The 17,961-nt window shown below is 38.8% G+C and carries 17 protein-coding genes; 2 read left to right on the forward strand and 15 right to left on the reverse strand.

Annotated elements, in window-relative coordinates; genetic code table 11:
• Positions 1 to 11: 11 nt before the first annotated feature.
• Together MKY06_RS13500 and MKY06_RS13505 are read right to left on the reverse strand one after the other, a co-directional pair.
• Positions 12 to 1,433 (reverse strand): non-oxidative hydroxyarylic acid decarboxylases subunit C, encoded by a 1,422-nt coding sequence (locus MKY06_RS13500; protein ID WP_013057336.1) that lies wholly within the window; start codon positions 1,431 to 1,433, stop codon positions 12 to 14.
• A 2-nt stretch (positions 1,434 to 1,435) separates the two neighbouring features.
• Entirely contained in the window at positions 1,436 to 2,017 is a 582-nt protein-coding gene (locus tag MKY06_RS13505) for a non-oxidative hydroxyarylic acid decarboxylases subunit B (protein WP_013057337.1), read from the reverse strand.
• Between the two features lie 113 nt (positions 2,018 to 2,130).
• Between MKY06_RS13505 and MKY06_RS13510 the strand changes: the two genes are divergently transcribed.
• Complete coding sequence (locus MKY06_RS13510; RefSeq protein WP_029322153.1) at positions 2,131 to 3,000, forward strand: LysR family transcriptional regulator; 870 nt, start codon at positions 2,131 to 2,133, stop codon at positions 2,998 to 3,000.
• Positions 3,001 to 3,067: 67 nt separating this feature from the next.
• On the opposite strand, the gene MKY06_RS13515 is transcribed toward MKY06_RS13510, so the two are convergent.
• The 4 genes from MKY06_RS13515 to MKY06_RS13530 all read right to left on the reverse strand — a co-directional run bounded on the left by MKY06_RS13515 (position 3,068) and on the right by MKY06_RS13530 (position 6,241).
• Entirely contained in the window at positions 3,068 to 4,024 is a 957-nt protein-coding gene (locus MKY06_RS13515) for an AEC family transporter (protein WP_029322155.1), read from the reverse strand.
• Between the two features lie 707 nt (positions 4,025 to 4,731).
• Entirely contained in the window at positions 4,732 to 5,136 is a 405-nt protein-coding gene (locus MKY06_RS13520; RefSeq protein ID WP_029322158.1) for a YkvA family protein, read from the reverse strand.
• A gap of 99 nt (positions 5,137 to 5,235) precedes the next feature.
• Positions 5,236 to 5,517: a hypothetical protein gene (locus tag MKY06_RS13525; RefSeq protein ID WP_013057341.1), complete on the reverse strand. Its 282-nt coding sequence runs from the start codon at positions 5,515 to 5,517 to the stop codon at positions 5,236 to 5,238.
• A gap of 88 nt (positions 5,518 to 5,605) precedes the next feature.
• Positions 5,606 to 6,241 carry a DUF1796 family putative cysteine peptidase gene (locus MKY06_RS13530; RefSeq protein ID WP_035439002.1) on the reverse strand — a complete coding sequence of 212 codons (636 nt, stop codon included), beginning with the start codon at positions 6,239 to 6,241 and terminating at the stop codon, positions 5,606 to 5,608.
• A gap of 234 nt (positions 6,242 to 6,475) precedes the next feature.
• On the opposite strand from MKY06_RS13530, the gene MKY06_RS13535 reads away from it, so the two are divergent.
• Entirely contained in the window at positions 6,476 to 7,480 is a 1,005-nt protein-coding gene (locus MKY06_RS13535) for an LLM class flavin-dependent oxidoreductase (protein ID WP_029322162.1), read from the forward strand.
• A 27-nt stretch (positions 7,481 to 7,507) separates the two neighbouring features.
• Here the strand turns inward: MKY06_RS13535 and MKY06_RS13540 are convergent, their stop codons facing one another.
• The 9 genes from MKY06_RS13540 to MKY06_RS13580 all read right to left on the reverse strand — a co-directional run bounded on the left by MKY06_RS13540 (position 7,508) and on the right by MKY06_RS13580 (position 17,957).
• Positions 7,508 to 8,827: a (Fe-S)-binding protein gene (locus MKY06_RS13540; protein WP_029322164.1), complete on the reverse strand. Its 1,320-nt coding sequence runs from the start codon at positions 8,825 to 8,827 to the stop codon at positions 7,508 to 7,510.
• Complete coding sequence (gene glcD, locus MKY06_RS13545; RefSeq protein WP_029322166.1) at positions 8,824 to 10,236, reverse strand: glycolate oxidase subunit GlcD; 1,413 nt, start codon at positions 10,234 to 10,236, stop codon at positions 8,824 to 8,826. Before glcD ends, MKY06_RS13540 begins: the two co-directional genes overlap by 4 nt.
• Before the next feature lie 131 nt (positions 10,237 to 10,367).
• Positions 10,368 to 11,480: a CdaR family transcriptional regulator gene (locus tag MKY06_RS13550; protein WP_098804747.1), complete on the reverse strand. Its 1,113-nt coding sequence runs from the start codon at positions 11,478 to 11,480 to the stop codon at positions 10,368 to 10,370.
• A 70-nt stretch (positions 11,481 to 11,550) separates the two neighbouring features.
• Positions 11,551 to 12,123 (reverse strand): DJ-1/PfpI family protein, encoded by a 573-nt coding sequence (locus MKY06_RS13555; protein WP_013057347.1) that lies wholly within the window; start codon positions 12,121 to 12,123, stop codon positions 11,551 to 11,553.
• 119 nt (positions 12,124 to 12,242) lie between these two features.
• On the reverse strand, positions 12,243 to 12,569 hold the full coding sequence (locus tag MKY06_RS13560) for an IDEAL domain-containing protein (RefSeq protein WP_013057348.1): 327 nt from the start codon (positions 12,567 to 12,569) through the stop codon (positions 12,243 to 12,245).
• A gap of 216 nt (positions 12,570 to 12,785) precedes the next feature.
• On the reverse strand, positions 12,786 to 14,219 hold the full coding sequence (locus MKY06_RS13565; protein WP_029322171.1) for a GntP family permease: 1,434 nt from the start codon (positions 14,217 to 14,219) through the stop codon (positions 12,786 to 12,788).
• 45 nt (positions 14,220 to 14,264) lie between these two features.
• Entirely contained in the window at positions 14,265 to 15,455 is a 1,191-nt protein-coding gene (locus MKY06_RS13570) for an iron-containing alcohol dehydrogenase (protein ID WP_078081889.1), read from the reverse strand.
• 245 nt (positions 15,456 to 15,700) lie between these two features.
• The gene (locus tag MKY06_RS13575; RefSeq protein WP_225518950.1) at positions 15,701 to 16,849 is read right to left on the reverse strand and encodes an ABC transporter permease; all 1,149 of its coding nucleotides are present in this window, start codon (positions 16,847 to 16,849) and stop codon (positions 15,701 to 15,703) included.
• A gap of 1 nt (position 16,850) precedes the next feature.
• Complete coding sequence (locus tag MKY06_RS13580) at positions 16,851 to 17,957, reverse strand: ABC transporter permease (RefSeq protein WP_063671759.1); 1,107 nt, start codon at positions 17,955 to 17,957, stop codon at positions 16,851 to 16,853.
• Positions 17,958 to 17,961: the final 4 nt, after the last annotated feature.

Below are 17,961 nucleotides of genomic sequence, written 5' to 3' on the forward strand. Positions count from 1 at the left end.
TTCCTCCTTGTTTATTTTTGCATCATATTCGTTAAGATTTTTTCCCATTTTTCAGTTTCAAGTGGTGTATCTAAAGGCTGAGAATAGTGACCTCTTGTTTCCGGTGCAACTGGTGTTGTAGCATCCAAAATCATTTTATCTGTAATACCAGCCGGCTCAGATCCTGGATCAAGTGGCAGAACTGAAAGATTAGGCACTGTTATAACATCATGTTTTGGGTGCATTTTTGTTGATAGCGCCCACATGACTTGCGGTAAATTAAACGGATCCACGTCTTCATCTACTAAAATAACTAGCTTGCAATATCCTAATCCATGGGGCGTAGTCAATGCCCTCATACCAACAGCCTTAGCAAATCCTCCGTATCGGCTTTTTGTTGAAACGATAGCAACGAGACCATGAGTATACATCGCGTTCACAGCTTCAATCTCTTCAGGATATGCTTCTTTTAGCTGCTGATATAAAGGAACGCTTGTATTGATTCCAATTAAATAATCTGTTTCTGTCCAAGGCATACCGATATATAAACTTTCAAAAATAGGATCTTTACGATGGTATACGCGATTGATTTTGATAACAGGCATGCTTCTGCCACCGGAGTAATGACCTGTAAATTCACCAAAAGGACCTTCATACTCGCGTTCACCAGCTAAGATCTCTCCCTCTAAAATCACTTCTGCTCCCCACGGTACATCTAAATCAGAAAGCTGAGACTTCACAATTCTGTACGGCTCACCTTGAATAGCTCCTGCCATTTCATATTCTGATTGATCGTAATGAAGCGGCGTAGCGGCTGCTGTGACAATCGCAGGTTCACATCCTAAAGCAATTGAGACAGGGAGGTTTTCACCTTTTTCTTCGGCTTGTTTCAAGTGAATGGCAATATCATGCTGTGGCACGGGCTGAATGCCTAGACGGTCTTTCCCTTTGACCTGCATACGATATATACCCACGTTTTGTTTGCCGAAATTCTCCTTATCATGCTGATCACGAGAAATGACGCACGCTTTATCTAGATAATAGCCGCCGTCTCCTTGATTTAAGCGAAACAATGGCAAAAGGTCGAATAAGTTGATATCATCTTTAATTTCACACTCATGAAATGGCGCTGTTTCTTCCCTTTTCACTTTGACAGGAAATTTTTCATATCTCCGAGCAAACTCAAAGAACTGTTCTTTTACAGGAGTTGATTTAGGCAGTCCCATCATTAACGCGTGATTTGACCAGGAACCCATTACGTTTAGAGCTACCTTTGCATTGTTGTACCCATAAATATTGGTAAATAATAATCCCGGCGTTTGGTCTCCTAAATTACTGATGGCTTGACCTGCTGAACCTAAATCTGGATCAGGCTGCACTTCATCTGTAACCGTCAGTAGCTGCCCTTCTTTATGTAGCGTATTAAGGAAATCTCTAAAGTCTTTATAAGCCATGTTTATTTTCCTCCTTGTGATAAATGTTTAATTCCATTCCATCTTTTTGCCTCAGGAAGCTCAATTCCTAATTGATCTAAAGTTCGAACAGCAATATGGGTGACAATATCCTCAATCGTCTCAGGCTTGTTATAAAATGCCGGCATAGGAGGCACGAGGATAGCTCCCATTTTTGAAAGATCCAGCATGTTTTCTAAATGAATCGTATTCAAAGGCGTTTCTCGAGGAAGTAGCACCAGTGGCTTTCTTTCTTTTAGCATCACATCTGCTGTTCTCGCTATTAAGTTATCTGCTAGTCCCATTCGAATAGATGCTAATGTTTTCATGCTGCAAGGACTAACAATCATTCCATCTATGCGAAAAGAACCGCTCGAAATTTTTGCTGCTTGGTCTTGATATGAATAACAATAATCTGCTAGCGCTTCTACTTGCTGAACGCTATAGGGTGTTTCCAGCTTAATTGTGGCATGAGCCCAAGGCGACATGACTAAATGCGTTTCAACAGAAGCCTTCTTCAAAAGCTCTAAAATTCGAATACCTAAAATAGCTCCCGTGGCTCCTGTGATTCCTACAGCTATTTTCATTTCTCTTCCTCCTCTCTGCTTTGGTTACACATTTAACTTTACACTCATTTTCCATACAATTAAAATATTGATAAAATATATAATAATACCTTTAAAGTATGGAGTTGAATACAGTGGAATTAAGACAGCTGCATTATTTTATTGTCATAGCTGAAGAATTAAATGTGACCAAAGCAGCAAAGCGCCTGCATATGGCTCAGCCTCCTTTAAGCAGGCAGCTAAAACAGCTCGAAAATGAGCTGGGCCTTTTGCTTTTTGAACGAAATAATAACAAGCGCTTATTGTTAACGGTAGAAGGAGAGCTTTTTTTAAAACGAGCGAAAGAAATTGTGCAAAGGGTCGAAAAATCAGTATTGGAAGTACAGGAATGTAAAAACGTAACAAATGAAAAACTTGAAATCGGATGTACAATCTACTGTGCATCAACGGTTCTCGATAAGCTAACTCTTATTCAAAAACAATATCCAAACAGCACATTTAATATCTATGAAAACGAACCAGCTCACTTAAACGAATTATTAACGGAAGGAAAAATTGATGTAGCAGTCACTACTACTGACTTACCTTATAAACATGTCAAAACAAAAACACTTGCACCAGATGTTTTTGTTGTAGCCGTTCCCAAAGAAAGTGGTTATGCAAAAGAAAAGATTTCAGTCGCTGAAATTGCTTCTCTCCCTCTTATTCTTCTTCGCTCAAACCGGGAAATAAGCATATATAATCGCATTGTGAAGGAATTTGAAAAGATGGGTATAACACCTAACATTTTATGCGAATGCCATGATTCAGCGATGCTTCTTAATTTAGTATGTCGTGGCCTTGGTGCTGCCATTGTTCCTTATTCGATGCTATCTTCTTTTTCACTAGAACATATTAAAATTTTAAACATAGAAGATAATCCATTTGTAATTGAGCCTTTAGTTACGTGGCGTACCGACAGTTATCTTCCCAAAATCGCCCAAGAATTTTTAAAGCTTTTTTAAATATAAAATAAAAAAAGACTTTGCTAAAATAGCAAAGCCTTTTTTTATTTTATATTGATATATGTGACTACATTAACCAAGAAATTAACAGCGGTAATGTAACAAGTGACATAATGGCACTAAGTACGAATGCTGAAGCTGTTTCACCAGCTAGGCTGTCAAAGCGAACTGAAATCATCGCTGCTACAGCTGAACCTGGGAACGCTACTAATAATACTAATTTTACGATGTCAGCTGATGATAGACCCATTGCTGTTGCAATTCCTAACATTACAAGCGGCTGAATAGCCACTTTTAAAATCGCAATACCAAATGCCGCTGGGCTAAATTGAATTTTACGGATACCAATTGTTACCCCAACTGCGAATAGAGCCGCACCAGATGTAATTGAACCGATTTGATCTAAGCTGCTTGATAGTAAATCTGGAGCTTGGAAGCCGCATAATACTAATATTACTGCGATTAACGGAACACAGGCTAACGGCTCAGAGAGACCGTGTAAGATTGATTTAATCGTTACTTTAAATAAGCTTTCTTCTGAATCGCCTTCACTTCTTTCACGCTGTCCAACCGTACCAATAATAGTTGCTAAAGGATCAAGCATCGCATTTACTACGATACCAGTAATTGCGATTGGAATTGCTACTACATCCGCGCCAAACAAGCTACCTAATACTGGAATACCCATAAACGCAAACGTTGGCTGCGTAGAGTTTAAAGAAAACATAGACGCGCCTGTTAAAGAGTATTTAAATACATATTTTGCAACAAGTAAGAAAAGAACATAAAATCCAATAATACCAAGAACTAATGCTAGTAAAAACGGCCATTTTTCAATAAGCGTTTGTTTTGATGTTGTTGTAATACCAACGAATAGATGTGCAGGTAACGCAAATTTTGTTACAAGCGTATTTAACCCTTTAGATGTTGTTGCATCAAACTTTTTAAAATACCCTGCTAAATAACCTAGCAAAATAACAAAAAAGATTGGGGTTAAAATAATAAAGATTTGACTAATTTCCATTTTTGAACACTCCATTGTTTAGATTAGAATCAATCATATAAATTTGCTTTCTTAGAAAGATAATTATCTTCTAAGGCTTGTCTATGGATATTGTTTACGTCAGGCCATTCATCTCCCCTTTTGCTAAACATCTCTACAAATATGAAGTAACGTATAATGGTTCATGAAAACGCATGGACTTTGTTTTTCTGCAATCATTTATTTACTTCGAAGCTGTTCATTTATTTAACATCAAATCACACAAAACTTGTCATACAATACAGTAACTATACAACCTTAGTAAAAACTTGTCATACAATCATGTTGTTGGCTTACTTAGGCTGAAAAAAAACACCTTCAAATGAAAGATGCTTAATCTTGTGACGAAAGAAAGCTACTTCTGATTGATGAGGAAGAATCTCTAAGAGTTTGAAACTCTCAGTTAAAAAGTTCCATAATTTCACAAAGTTTTTACAAACCATCTTACTTATTTGTATATTGCTTTCTGTGACGAATTTATGAACATGTTTTAACTTAACATTTGTAGGGCAATTATTCAATTACATTGATTAAAATTTTAATGAAAAAAATATTTTAATCCTGCTTTTTTTACATAAAACGGATTAAAATAGTCACAAAGACCTATATATTAACGGTTAAAAAGAAGATGATTCATCTATCACCTTCTTTTGCTCACTTTATTTAATAATTACATTTCGATCATAACGTTACTTTATTTTAGCATCAATAATGGAAAAATTGTGGTCTTCTGAAAACCACGTTTTAATTTTTTCTTTTGCTTTCAGTTTAACACCTTCATCAATGTACATGGCAACTTGAATCAATGCAAGCCCTAGAGCTCCTAAATCATCTGTAAATCCAACTCCTGCTGCGAAGTCTGGAATTAAATCTAGAGGAAGAATAAAGTAACCTAATGCTCCTATAATAACTGCTTTTGCTTTTGGCGGAATATCAGGCTTTTGCAGCGTGTAGTATAAAAGCAATACGGCATAAACAACGTTTGCTCCCGCTTTTTTACCAAACTTTTTAAGCTTGTCCCAAAATTTTTCTTCCGAGTAATATTTGGCTGCTTCCTCTGTACGAACGGGTACAATTTCTTGTTTCTCTTCCATATCGATCACCCTTTCATCACCATATGTACTTATTATAAACGATTATCTCTACCGAATTCCATTGAGAGCTTAAACTCCATAAACCTGCACAAAGCAGGCTTATGAACTTTTTAATGAGTAATGCTTCATAACGATGGTAACTAAGTCATTCAGCGCTGTTTCACTTTTAGAATGATTTTCAAACTGCTGAATGAGATCCATATGTTCAAGCAGCACTTCGTAATTACCCGTCATCTTTCTCAGAACTTCATATGCGGAACTATTCAAATCCACTTGTATTTTCAAATCCTCCAGCTGTACTAGATACTCATTCCAGCGCTGGTCTTGTTCTAGCAGCAGCCATACAATTTCTTTTATCGCCTTCCGCACATTGGACTCCATCTTTTCATCTCCTTTGATACACAGATATAACAAAGTCTATGAAAAAAACGAGCTTTTTCATTCCCGTATTAAACAAAAAGAGTTCCTTTTATTTTATAACAAGCCCGCTTAAGAGCTCTTCCCATACTTTATCATCGCGCAGCACGTCCATTGAAAAAATAGGTGCATGTAAGACACATGTATAAGGCAAGTCCCAGTTAGCTGCGGATAAAAGTTCTTTTTCACTGTTTGTCAGCAGCAGTATATAGAAATCGTTCTTGACCATTCCCTTTAAAATATGCTCTAATTCTTTCGCTTCTTCATACGTTCCACCCATACGAATAAACAATATACAAGAACTGGTCTCCATCGACGTTAAAAATCGCTCCGTTCTCCGTTCATATTTTTCTTTGACTTCATTATATGAAAGCCAGTTATTCTCTGTATTAATAGACGACGGAAAATCATGAGCAGAATCAATTTGATACACCTTATCACGCAGTCTAAGCGTGGAACCATCTCCGAAAGAACTAATATAGGTTAAGTGTTCATATACAAATAAGTCTTTACAACGATTTTTCAACAGCTGATTGACATGAGAAAGAGAAATGCTAATACACCAATCAATCACGCCCGCTTGTTTTCGCAAAAAATATTTTTTCATGTATATCCCTGAAAAACAGTTATAGCCTAAACTGTATATCATATCGTACTGCTTGCTTTTTAGTTCATTTAAAGTAACCATGTTCATCCTCCCTTCTACTATAAAATATGACAGCTTTTTATAGAAAGAGGCGGCTTCTGCCTTATGCCGTACAGGCTTTTTGCTTCTTAAAAACTTGTGTAAATAAAGAACAATAACTTAAAGAAAAATAACCGAAGCAAAATATTTTGGAACTCGAAAGATTATTGTTAAAATACTTGTATTCCATTGAAATAACAAGGCCTATGAAGTCTTTAAAGAAAGAAGATGAAATTGATGAGTAAAGCATTAAAAGATATTCCGATTTCCGTATTAGATCTTTCTCCTGTAGTTGAAGGAGGAACTGTATCTGACTCACTTAGAAATACATTAGATTTAGCTCAGCACGCTGAAAAATGGGGGTATAACCGCTATTGGCTAGCTGAGCATCATAATATGACAGGTATCGCAAGTTCCGCTACATCTGTTGTGATTGGTCATGTAGCTGCAGGCACGTCACATATTCGCGTAGGGTCTGGAGGTATTATGCTTCCTAACCATTCTCCGCTTGTTATTGCTGAGCATTTTGGCACGCTTGAATCACTATTTCCAGGACGTATTGATTTAGGCTTAGGAAGAGCGCCAGGGACAGATCAGCTGACAGCACAAGCACTGCGACGCGACCGCAGAAGCGACGGCAGTGACTTCCCAGAACAGCTAGCTGAACTGCAAGAGTACTTTAAACCTGCTTCAGAAAGTCAGATGCGCGTCAAAGCTGTTCCGGGTCAAGGTTTAAATATTCCGATTTGGCTGCTTGGCTCAAGCGGTTTTAGCGCACAGCTTTCTGCACAGCTAGGCTTGCCATTTTCATTTGCAAGTCACTTCTCACCTAATAATACAATGACAGCTCTTAACATGTATCGCCGTTATTTTAAGCCGTCCGACGTTTTAGAGAAACCATATGCAATGTTAGGTGTAAACGTAATCGCTGCTGATACAGATAGAGAAGCTGAACGTTTGGCTACTTCTATGCAGCAGCAGTTTCTAAATTTAATTCGAAACACACCGGGTAAACTAAAAGCTCCTGTGGATAATATGGATGAACTATGGACTGACTTTGAAAAAGCTTCTCTTCAACAGCAGCTGGGCTCTTCTATTGTCGGAAGCCCTGAGACGATTAAAGTCAAGCTTGAACAGTTTATTGAAGAAACAGAAGCAGATGAACTGATGATTAACGCTCAAATTTACGATCACAAAGCTCGCCTTCGTTCGTACGAAATTGTTTCTCAGCTGTTCAAATAATAAAAAGGCCGGACGTGTCCGGCCTTTTTATTTGCTTTCTACTGCTTCAAGAAGTAAATCTGCAAGATGAACGGCCCTTACACTTTCTTCTACTCCTTCTCTGACTACCCCTAGCTTCATTTGAATGAGACAGCCCGGGTTCGCTGTTACAATCGTATGTGCATGCGTTTCTTTCACTTTTTCCATTTTGTAATCTAAAATTTGCATAGACATCTCTTGTTCCGTTAAGTTATAAATACCGGCTGAGCCGCAGCAATGATCCGCATTTTCCATTTCATTAAACACCGTTCCGTTAATCGCTTGGATCAGTTTTCTCGGTGCACTGGATGTTTTCATCACGTTTCTTAAATGACACGAGTCTTGATACGTAATAATTTGACTTGGCAGCGATAACTTTTGTTTTTCCACAAACTGCTGCTGCAATAAAATCTCTGAAAAATCTTTAACTTTGGCAGAAAAAGCCGCTGCTCTTTCTTTCCATTCCGGTTCCTCTTTTAATAAATGATCGTATTCTACCAACAGCGCACCGCAGCCTCCTGCATTAAGAACAATATCATCCGCTTGAATGGATTCAAACGCCATAATATTTTGCTTCGCTAACTTCTTTGCCTGATCTTTTTCTCCTCCGTGCGCATGCAGCGCGCCGCAGCATGTCTGCACCTCTGGTATGACGACCTTACACCCCGCTTTTTGTAAAAGTACAATCGTGGCGTTGTTTGTTTCCATAAACATCGTATCCATTAAACACCCTGTAAAAAAAGCAACCGTACGCTCTCTTGTTCCTTCTGCTTCAAATAAAAAAGGCCGTTTCTTCATTTCTTTTTTTGTTGGCACAGGCGGAAGCGTTTTTTCCATTTGCGCTAGATTACCAGGAAGGGCGTTTAGTATGTTTGTTTTTTGAACAGCTTTTTGCAAGCCGCTTCTTTGATAGAAAGCAAGCAGAGAATGTACATTTTTTAATCGTTCTTTATGCGGAAAAAGCTGTTCAAACACCATATGCCTGAGCGCTTTTACCGGCCATTTATGTCGTTTCTTCTGCTGAATAATATCACGCGCTTCTTCTAGTAAATGTCCGTACTTTACACCCGAAGGACAAACAGGCTCACACGCTCGGCAGCCAAGGCAAAGGTTCAATTGCTTTTCAACGGATTCATCAGGTTCAATGAGCCCATCTACCACTCCTTTCATCAAAGCAATTCTCCCGCGCGGTGACGCTGCTTCATATTGATTCGTTTGGCCATACGTCGGACAGCTTGGCAAACAAAAACCGCATCTCATACAATTCATTAACTCGTCATAATCTAACCGTTCTTTGAATGCTTGCTGAATGTCTTTTGTTGCCGTCATGAACGAACCACCACTCTTTTTCTCGTGTCTTTAGCAAAAATTTTCCCTGGATTCATAATTCCTTGCGGGTCCAAAGCATACTTAATTGCTTTCATCGCAGCTACTCCTTCTCCGCCCATCTTCAATGCCAAATACGGTGCTTTCATTTCTCCCACTCCGTGTTCACCTGTAATCGTTCCTCCAAGCTCAATGGCTTTATGAAAAATTGCTTCAAAAGCTTGTTCGACGCGGTGAAGCTCTTCTTTGTCACGCGCATCTGTTAAACAAGTCGGATGCAGATTTCCGTCTCCCGCATGACCAAACGTACAGATCTTAACGTTATATGTTACAGCAATTTCATTAATCGCTTTGACCATTTCACTAATTTTAGACCGTGGGACGGTTGCGTCTTCTAAAATCGTCGTTGGCTTCATCCGTGCTAAAGCAGAAAGGGCTGATCTTCTTGCTGTACTTAACGCTTCTGCTTCTGCTTGCGAAGCGGCTACTTTTACCGATACAGCGTTTCCTTCGGTGCAGATGCGTGAAATCATTTCAATATCGCGCTTCACTACTTCTGGCGGACCATCTTGTTCAATCAACAAGACAGCGTTTACATCTGTTGGAAGGCCAACTTGTGCAAAATCTTCTACTACTTCACACGTCGGCTGATCTAAAAATTCAAGCGTAGCTGGAATAATTTTATGTGCAATAATAGCTGAAACGGTCTTAGCAGCTGCATCCATGTCTTCAAACAGTGCGAGCAAGGTTTGTTTTGTTTCTGGTATTGGAATAAGCTTTAAAATTGCCTCTGTCACAACGCCAAGCGTTCCTTCAGAACCGACAAACAAGTTCGTTAAATCGTATCCAGCTACATCTTTAGCTAACTTGCCTCCCGTCTTAATGCAGTCGCCGTTTGCAAGAACTACTTCAAGACCAAGAACGTAATCTTTTGTCACGCCATATTTTAAGCCTCGTAATCCTCCTGAGCATTCATTGATGTTTCCTCCGATGGTTGATATTTTCATAGAGCTTGGATCAGGAGGATAAAATAAACCTTTTGCCTCTACAGCGTTAATTAAATCTAACGTAATAACACCCGGCTGAACGGTAACCGTTAAATTTTCTTCATCAACTTCTAAAATTTTATTCATTCGGTTAAAGGTAAGAACAATTCCTCCTTGCGTGGGACACGTTCCTGCGCTTAAATTTGTACCTGAACCTCTTGGAACAATGGGCACGTGATCTTCGTTGCATATCGTTAAAATTCTTTTCACTTGATCTTTGTTTTCAGGCATAATAACCGCATCAGGAAGCGACTGAAAGTTAGGTGTTGCGTCATAGGAATACACGAGTCTTGCTTCACTGCTATCTTGAAAATTGGCTGATCCTACAACTTCAATGAGCTTTGCTTTTGTTCGTTCATTAAGCATAACGTTCCTCCTTATATGTATCTCTTACTCTTATTATAGTTACAGAAGCAACGAGGGACTATAGATAAAGAACTAAAAAAAAGTGCTTTAAAAACTCTTTTTTTGTATGTTTATCTAACGAAGGACGCACTTTACTCTAATAGAGACAGCGCAAGGTGAAAAAGCGTGATACCTTTTACGCTTTTTGGTTCAATGTCTGTTAGTTCTTTCATTTGCTTCAAGCGGTAATGAAGCGTATTGATATGAATATGTAAATCAAACGCCGTTTTTTTTAACGATTGATCGTTGGCTAAATAGCATTTCAGCGTTTCGAGAAGCTCTTTTTCTTTTTGAATGGACGAAAGCACTCGACTCAAGAATTCCTTTTTTACAGGTTCAGAAACGTCTTCTAAAATCATGTCCATCAGCAGCTCCTCATAAAAAATAACGGTTTGACGTTTTGAAGCCACTTTAAGTGCTTTTTTCGCTTCTTCATATGAAGCATGCAAATTAAATTGCTCCGCTGGCTTTCCTACACCAATAGTGATCATAACTTGGTTGTTTGCTTGAATGTACTGCTGACATTTTTTTAATTCTTCTTTAAATCCTTGCCTTGCCTTTTCACCTACCGCTTCTTTCAGTAAAAGCAAACGATCATATCCCCAGTTTGCGATATAATCCCCGTCAGCTTTATGACTTTCAAACCAGTAGCGAATTGTTTCTTGTACCTGCTGCTGCTTCTTTTTCGAAAGAGATGAGTCAATTTGAAACAGCGTGCAGCAATAAGAACTGTCTACTTGCACTCCTAAAATATGGCCTCGTTCAATAAATTCTGCATCTACCTGCTGGCTATAAATCCATTCACGAAAAAAAGCTTCCACTCCTTTATTTTCCCATTCCTTTGTTTCTATGTAATATGCCTCGCGAATAATTAACTCTGTTAATCTTCGAATAATGTCTGCAAAAGGCTCAACGGCTTCTGGAGTACCTGTAATGCCAATAACCCCAATAATCTCTCCTTGATAACTGATAGGCAAGTTAATGCCAGGCTTAACTCCTTTTAAATCCGCTGCTTCTTTTTTGGATATATATAGTTTTTGCTTTCTTTGCATCACGTTCCACGCGCCTTCGTGAAAAAAACCAACCCGTTTTTCTTCTGTTGACGCAATAATAATTCCGCGTGGATCTGTTACAATTACATGTTCTTTCATCACAAGCTGCACTTCTTTTATAATTTTCTTTGAAAGTTCAGACACAAGCTGCACGTTGTTTACACCTCACCTATCATCATTTAAAAGAGCTGAAAGAATTCTTTTCTCTCAGCCCGCTTTTTTATTATGCGTTCACTTTTTCAGCTTTTTTTAGCACGTTAAAAAATTCTTTCATAAATTTAGGTAAATCTGGCCAAGCTTGTCCGGTTACTAAGTTTCTGTCTACGTGAAGCGTCTGTTCAACAAATACTGCACCCGCCGCTTCTACTTCCGGACGGCAAGCAGGATACGCTGTCACTTCTCTGTCTTGCAGATACTCTCTAACCGTCGTTAACACGAGCTGACCATGACAAATAACGCCTAAAGGTTTGTTTTCTTTTAAAAAATGAGCGGCAATTTCCTGAACTTTTGTGTTCATTCGAATATATTCAGGCGCTCGTCCTCCAGGAATAATAAGTCCGTCAAAATCAGCGGGATCCACTTCATCTACAGAAGCGTGAGAATCAATTTTATATCCCGTTTTTTCTGTGAATGTTTCCATTTCTGGAAGAAAATCATGAACAACCGTTTGGAGCTTCTTTTTCACGGGAGAAGCAATGGTACACTGAATATCTTCTTCTAAACAGCGATAATACGGATAAAAAACTTCTAAAGCCTCCACGGCATCTCCTGTTAAAATCAAGACACGTTTACTCATCTTTTATCACCTTTTCTTTTAATGTCGTCATTTACTTCTTCTCGCAAGCTGCTTTCCATTCCTGCTTTTCCCCCTAGGAATAATAAAAAAAGCAGGGCCTTCATTCCTTATTAGGAATGTCAGCCTTGCTTTTTATCTTGTAATCTTTTTAATTCAGCTGTTAATTCAATAAACCAAGCTTCGTCTTTCGTTAGCAGCGCGAGATCAATTAATGAAAGAATTTGCTCTTCGTGCGCCGTTTTTTGAAGGGGCAGCTTTTCTATTTTTTCATCCATCATGCCAATGGTTGTGCCGACCATTTTTTCATCATCACTTTTCACAACGTTGATTAGTGCTGCTTTTTTAGATGGATTAATCGTTTTAATATATCCGTATATAAGTTCACCGTCGCGAGACTTCCCTTTGACCCAGTCGCCTACTTTTAAATTTCCTTCAAATAGCTTCACAGTCATTCTCCTTTCTTCATAAACATGCTAAGAATTAATGTAACGGCATATAGTACTGCAGAAAGTAGTGTAATCATAATACTTACAGTTTAGAAAGTCAAAGAATCTGTTTTATAGCCAAAAGCTTGATATACAACTAAATCACTGCAACAATAAAAAAATCCGAACGATTCATCGTTCGGATCTTTCTTCAACTAAACTCAGCCTCTTTATTTGTTATACGAGTCCAGTTAAGCTGTAGATTCCAATGATTAAGAAACATGCAAGCGTTTTTATAACAGTGATGGCAAAAATATCTCGGTAAGACTGCTTGTGGGTTAACCCGGTAATAGCGAGCAGTGTAATAACGGCTCCGTTATGAGGAAGCGTATCCATACCGCCTGATGCCATCGCTACAACTCTGTGCATAACTTCAGGAGGAATGTTGTACTGATTAATAGCTTCTACATACTTATCTCCCATCGCACTAAGCGCAATTCCCATGCCTCCAGAAGCAGAGCCCGTAATACCGGCTAAAATGTTTGTCGTAACGGCTCCATTGACAAGCGGATTTGTAAATGTATGTGAAATACCGTCACGAACGGTTGCAAAGCCAGGAAGAGATGAAATAACGCCTCCAAAGCCATACTCAGCTCCCGTGTTCATCGCAGCGAGAAGCGCTCCGCCAATACTTGCGTTAAGACCCGCTTGGAAACCGGTAGTCACTCTCTTCCAGTCATACGCAATCGTTGTGATAATTCCAATAACAAGTGCCAATTCCACTGACCAAATACCAACAACTGCGGTTAAATCTACTTTTCCGAACGCTTCAAGGCCAATTTTGGCAAAATCAAAACCCTCTGGGTACCATTTTGGAATAGAAACAGTAAAAAATTTGTTTGCGACCCCTACAAGCACAAGCGGCACAAATGCTAAAATCTGTCTTGCTACGCTAGGTTCATAGTTAGGTTCTGTAGAAGGCACAGACTCTTTTTCTAGCTCTGCAGCAGCCGCTAGTTCATTATTAAATCCGTAGTAGCCTTCTCCAGCTTTTCTTGCTTTTTTGCTTCGGCTTTCTAAATACCAAAGACCTAAGCTAAAGACAATAACCGATCCGATAATCCCCAGTGTCGGAGCAGCATAGATGTCTGTTTTAAAAAAAGTCGTTGGAATAACGTTTTGAATCTGCGGTGTACCTGGAAGTGCATCCATGGTAAACGAAATAGCTCCTAATGCAATCGTTCCCGGTACTAATCGTTTTGGAATATTCGCTTCGCGGAATAAGTTAGCCGCAAACGGATAAACTGCAAACGCAACAACGAATAAACTTACTCCGCTGTAGGTTAAGATTGCCCCCATTAAAACAATAGCCAAGATGGCACGTTTAGCCCCTACTACTTTAACAATTGTTTTCGCAATCGATTCAGCGACTCCAGACATTTCAACCATCTTTCCGAAGACTGCTCCTAATAGAAAGACAGGGAAGTAGTTTTTAATAAACCCAACCATTTTCTCCATAAAAACGTTTGAGAAAAACGGGAGTGCATAGCTTGGTTCCGTTAAAATAACGGCTAGCAGCGCACAAAGTGGAGCAAACAAAATAACTGAAAATCCGCGGTAAGCAACCAGCATCAAAAGCCCCAGAGACAGCAAAATAATCAGCAAATCCATAACGTTTCCCCTTTCATCCCTTATTCAATTTGTTTTGAATTTATCTTATTTTTTATAAAGTGCAGACTCAAACTCATATTCATAGCACGTGTAATAAAGCTGAATAATTTCTTCTGCCGTCGGTACGATCGGATGATTAGCAGGACTTCCGCTTTGAATCGCATCCGCTGCCATTTTCTCAACCGCCGCGTAAAATAGCTGACGATCAATGCCCCACGATTGAAGATTAGGAATCTCTAAGTCGATACAAAGCTGCTTGATGGCTTCAATTAACACATCTGCTCCTTCTTTTTTTGTATATGATACGTTCGGAAAAAGAGCTTGTCCTATTTCACCTAAACGATCGATTGAAGCCTCTTTTGTATAGTCCAAAACCGCAGGCAGGAGCATCGCATTAGAAATACCGTGGGGCACATGGAATAACGCGCCAATAGGTCTTGACATACCGTGCACTAGAGCAACAGATGAATTTGAAAACGCCATTCCTGCCAGCATAGAAGCATAGGCCATTTCGTTTCTTGCTTGAACATTTTCTCCATTTCTGTACACAATACGGATATTTTTCATGATTAACTCAATTGCTTGAAGCGCAAGTGAATCTGTAAAAGGATGTGCTTTTTTAGACAAATACGCTTCCACTGCATGACTGAGTGCATCAATTCCTGTAGCTGCCGTTACGTGTTTCGGACATGATAGAGTTAATAACGGATCAACAATGGCTGTATCAGGCAATAATTGAGGCCTTGCGAGCATCATTTTTACATCGTACGCCGTATCTGTAATAACCGTCGCTTTAGTCACTTCTGAGCCTGTTCCAGCAGTCGTAGGCACGGCAACTAAAGGAAGAGGACTATCTTGAAAATCTTGTTGATTTTGAAAATACGTTCGTAGATGCCCCTCATTTGTCATCATAATGGCAACCGCTTTTCCAGTATCGATACAGCTGCCTCCCCCTAAGGCAATAACCACATCGCACTGCTCCGTTTTACATATGGCGAGCGCTTCATCTAGATGAATATCTGTCGGCTCTGAATTTACGCCTGTATACACGGCACAGTCCATGCCAGCCTCGGCTAAGTAACGACGGCAAGTTTCTACATTCCCTGCTTTCGCCATAACGTCATCACTTATAAGCAATGCCTTTGTCCCAAGCAGTGCAGCCTTTTCTCCAATTTTAGAAAATGATCCTTCTCCATATAAAACCGTGCGTGGTACAAGTAGTTCATAAATTCCCACTGTTTTTCCCCCTTTGTTATCTCGCTGACAATCTCTCCTTCCGTATTTTCATGCTGACTTATGTAAGCGATTTCATTTATTTGTGCAAAAAACCAACATGAACTTCGTTTTTCTCCCCTATTTATTCTCTTTTTGTATACCCCTTTCCTCTTTCATTCTAAAATTTCATCTTATATTTTTCAATCTTTTTTTGTAACTTTTTAAAAATTACAAAAAAAGCCAGAGGTATTCTCTGACTTTACCATTTAAATAAACTTTTGAACAGTATTATTTCGATTTAATTTATAAATAGACAGCAGGAAAAAAACGAGTGCAAAAGCTAGTAAAATGCTGATATTTAACCATAGGCTGCTTAAATCAGCTCCTTGTTGAACACTTTTTAACGTACTTAATACCCACGTTTGAGGAAGAAAGTCGGCTATTTTCTGCATCACATCCGGCATAAATTCAGGCGGAAAAAAGCAGCCGGACAGTAAACAAGTTGGCGTGATGATAAGCGTCTGAAGACCATTCGCTGCTTTTGAACTTTCTGTAAAAGCGATAATTACAAGAGACAAGCCGATGGCTACTAGACCAAACAAAACTAAAATGAAAAACAGCTGCCATACGGGAATGTTCATATCTACGTGAAAAAGAGTCGTAATACAAACAAGTGTAATCATTACTTGCAGAGTTAATAAAATCATATTTGTAATAACATTGGATATCACGTATTGCCTTGCACTAACTGGCGAAGCTAACAGTCTAAAATACGTTCGCTGCTCTTTTTCTTTTGTGATAAGAGCTGATAAATTCACCGCAGAAAAAAGCATAAACATAATTAAATACCCAATTGTCTGCTTGACAATGTTTTGATCGGTTCCTTTGTCTTCAAGGGCATGCGTTGAGACGTGGAATGGCGCTTTTTGATAATTCTCATACATTTGGTTAAACGCAGCATCGTCGCCTTCAGCAGCTTGATTCAGCGCAGAAACATTATCAATATATTGATATAAATAAGACTTAATAAAGCTCGTTACTTCTGCTCCTTTTATTGAAGTGATTGTAATATGATCTGGTTTGTTCGCTTTGACGCTGTCAGAAAACCCTTTTTCAAAGGTAATAACCGCATCAACTTTCTTTGACGTAATCTCATGATCCACTTCTTTGTCCGTGAGCATTTTAACATTTGTTTTGTGCAGCCCTTTTAAAAACTGAACGGTATCTTTTGTAATATCCGTTGAGTCGTGATTGACAACTCCGATATTCACCGAAGTCCCTCCTGCATTTCCATAAATAAGAACGGACATTAAAACCCCTGCAATAGGCAAACCAATAACAAGCACAAGCGTCCTTTTGTTTCTAAGCAGCATATTTCTTAGCATATTTGTTACAAGCCACATGATATTTTTCATGTTATAACCCCTCTCTTTTTCTCAAAAGCACAATTGCTATGCCCAAGAATAAAATAGAGAAGCCTACATTCAACCCAATAACTGAAAGAGAAGCGCCGATATCATTGGTATAAATCAATTTAATAAGTCCATTATTCATCCAGGTTAAAGGTGATACATTGACGAAGCCCTCTCCAGATCCATTTTGAAAATAGGTTCCTCCCACAATACACGACACTTGAATAACAACCATAATAATTGCTCTTGACGCCGCTTCTGTCTTCGTAAGGTAGCTAACTCCTAATCCAAAGCTAATGGCAAAAAGAATCTGAGATACTAACATCAGCAGTACTAGGAGTAAATGATCTCCCCAGTTGGCATCAAAAAAATATTTAGTCGACATAATGACGACTAACACACAAATGGCGTGAACCAAAACAGTACCTAAAATTTTCCCGACAAAAATTTCAGCGGTTTTAATCGGAGCGGCTACTAATCGATTGGCCGTATTTCGCATACGCTCTCCTCTAATTAAATAACTCGCTGAGATAGATCCGTACAAAACAATCATAGTTGTCATTGAAATGGCGTAGTAGTCTATTGAATTTGGCTGTTTTTGAGAATGAAGAGATGTTTCTTGAATATAGTCATGCTTAGACGCACGGAGCAGATTATCCACTTGCTGAGGATTTACTTTGGCCACTTCCATAGCCACATTGTACTTATCAACAAAGGTGCTTAACATACCTTGGACCATGTTGAATTCAATGCTGTTTTCTTCATTTCCGTAGAGATGAATGCCTTGGTCTTTCACTTCTACATAAGCTGTATAGCGCTGCTCTTTTACTTCTTTTTTTCCATCTTGATCTTTTTTCAACGCTTTAAAGTGAATGCCAGATTTTTCTGCGTTTGCAGCAAACTGCTTAAAGGCAGCATATTCTTCATTACTTGTGTCCATTTTGTAGAGAACGTAACTGTCATCTATCGTCATGTCATTATTAAAGGCTTGAGACAAAGCTGTTCCTAAAATAAGGACAAGAGCTAGCGGAAAAAGAATCATAAAGATAAATGCACGCTTATCTCGCAGATCACTTTTCATTTCTTTCAAAGCAATTGCAATAATATTCATTCAT

Origin of the sequence: Priestia sp. FSL P4-0332 (genome assembly GCF_038005845.1) — a bacterium.
In the GTDB taxonomy this organism is placed as follows: Bacteria; Bacillota; Bacilli; order Bacillales; family Bacillaceae_H; genus Priestia.